We start from the raw sequence: 2,708 nt of genomic DNA on the forward strand, positions 1-2,708 counted from the left end.
GAGCGGCAGATGGCGCTGCACCAGGACAAGCGCACTAACTATTCGCGCGAGGAGTTCGTCGCCAAGGTCTGGGAATGGAAGGCGGAGAGCGGTGGCGAGATCACTCGCCAGTTGCGCCGGCTCGGCTGCTCGATGGACTGGGCGAACGAACGGTTCACGATGGACGAGGGCTTCAGCAAAGCGGTGCTGAAGGTGTTCGTCGACCTCTATCGCGAGGGGTTGCTGTATCGCGACAAGCGGCTGGTCAACTGGGACCCGGGCCTGGGCACCGCGATCAGCGACCTGGAGGTCGAGACGCGCGAGGAGCAGGGCGGCTTCTGGCACCTGACCTATCCGCTCGCCGACGGCAGCGGCAGCATCTCGGTCGCGACCACCCGGCCGGAGACGCTGCTCGCCGACATGGCGGTGGCGGTCCATCCCGACGATGAGCGCTACGCCGCGTTGGTCGGGCGGCAAATTCGGCTGCCGATCACCGGGCGCTTGATCCCGATCGTTGCCGACGAACATGCCGACCCGGCGCTCGGCTCGGGCGCGGTGAAGATCACGCCGGGGCATGACTTCAACGATTTCGAGGTCGGCCGGCGAGCGGGGATCGAGGCGCGCGACATGCTCAACATGCTCGATGCGGAGGCGCGGGTGGTGCAGACCGCCGACGGGCTGGTGCCAGACGAGCTGGTCGGCCTCGACCGCGCCGAGGCCCGCGCGCGCGTGGTGGCGCTGCTGGAGGCGACCGGCGGGCTGGAGAAGATCGAGAGCCGCACCATCCAGCGGCCCTATGGCGACCGCTCGGGCGTGGTGATCGAGCCGTGGCTGACCGACCAATGGTATGTCGACGCCAAGACCCTGGCCGCGCCGGCGATCGAGGCGGTGCGCTCGGGCGCGATCCGGCTGGTGCCCAAGACGTGGGAGAAGACGTTCTTCAACTGGATGGAGAACATCCAGCCGTGGTGCGTGAGCCGGCAGCTGTGGTGGGGGCATCGGATACCGGCTTGGTATGGATTGAGCGTTGATAATCCGGAAACGCTAAAGACGTTCGTCGCTCTGAATGAAGATGATGTGATCCTCAAGCAGGCATACGCTTATTACAGCCAAAGCTGGAAACCGGGAGAGGGATTTTCGATCCAGCTGGTTGCGAACCAGTCGGAAGCCTTAAAGCTGACGACGGAAAAATCCTTTAAGAGGATCGGCATCTGGCGCGATCCAGACGTCCTGGATACATGGTTCTCGTCCGCGCTCTGGCCGTTCGCAACGCTGGGCTGGCCTGATTTGAACGACCCTCACCCTTCCGCGGATTCGCCGCTCCCTTCCTCTCCCGTCGGGAGAGGGAAGGGGCCCGCCGGCGAAGCCGGTGGGAAGGGTGAGGGTGAGGGTGACCCGCCCTCCCAACTCGCCGGCCGCTACCCCAACGACGTCCTCGTCTCCGGGTTCGACATCCTGTTCTTCTGGAACGCGCGGATGATGATGCAGGGGCTGCACTTCATGGGCGACGTGCCGTTCCGCACGCTCTATCTGCACGGCCTCGTCCGCGCCGCGGACGGTTCTAAGATGTCCAAGTCGAAGGGCAACACCGTCGACCCGCTTGGGCTGATCGACCGCTACGGCGCCGACGCGCTGCGCTTCTTCATGGCGGCGATGGAGAGCCAGGGCCGCGACATCAAGATGGACGAGCGCCGGGTCGAGGGATACCGCAACTTCGCCACCAAGCTGTGGAACGCCGCGCGTTTCTGCCAGGCGAACGGCATCGGCGGGTCGGCGACGCTGGAGCCGGCGGCGGCGAGCCTGGCGATCAACAAGTGGATCGTTGGCCAGGCGATCCGCACCGTCCAGGCGGTCGACCTCGCGCTCGCCGACTATCGCTTCGATGCGGCGGCGAACGCGCTCTATCAGTTCGTCTGGAGCCGCTTCTGCGACTGGTATCTGGAGCTGATCAAGGGCGCGATCGACGACGAGACCCGGGCGGTGGCAGGCTGGGTGCTCGACACCATCCTGGTGCTGCTCCACCCCTTCATGCCCTTCATCACCGAAGAGCTGTGGCACGCCCTCGCGCCGCGTGAGCATGAATTGATCGTCGCGCACTGGCCGATGGCCGACGCGCGCAGCCTTGATCCGGAGGCGGAGGCCGAAGTCGAGTGGCTGATCCGGCTGGTCGGTGAGGTGAGGGCAGCGCGTACCGAGCTTAACGTTCCGCCCGGTGCGCGGCTGCCGCTCCACGTCCGCGAGGCAGGATCGGAGTCGATGGCGCGGCTCGTTCGTCAGCGAGGAGTGATCGCGAGATTAGCGCGGGCTGATCTTGCGGAAGGCGACGCGGCCGGCGGCGCGGCGCAGGTGGTGGTCGACGAGGCGACGTTCGTGCTGCCGCTCGAAGGAGCCATCGACCTCGACGCCGAACGCACCCGCCTCGCCAAATCCATGGCCGCCGCTGCCAAAGAACGCGACACTCTCGCCGCCCGCCTCGGCAACGCCAGCTTCGTCGAGCGTGCCAAGCCCGAGGCGGTCGACAAGGCGCGCGCCGACCCTGCCGACAAGGCGGCGGAGGCGGAGCGGCTGGGCGCGGCGCTCGCGCGGCTGGGCTAAGTTCCTTCCCGTCGGATGATCCATCCGCTAGGAACGCGGGCGTGACCGACACCCTTGCCCGCCCCCGCGCCCCCGCCGCCACGGGCGGCAGGCCCGCCCAGCGCGACCTCACCACCGGCGCGATCGCGCCGACG

1 protein-coding gene is annotated in these 2,708 nt (G+C 67.3%); it reads left to right on the top strand.

All coding sequences use genetic code 11. The features are described 5' to 3' along the window. A partial coding sequence (locus HUU96_RS14525; protein ID WP_174293449.1) for a valine--tRNA ligase occupies positions 1-2,574 on the top strand: 2,574 nt, incomplete at its 5' end. Positions 2,575-2,708 lie beyond the last annotated feature (134 nt).

Source organism: Sphingomonas bacterium (assembly GCF_903644135.1).
Taxonomy (GTDB): Bacteria; Pseudomonadota; Alphaproteobacteria; order Sphingomonadales; family Sphingomonadaceae; genus Sphingomonas.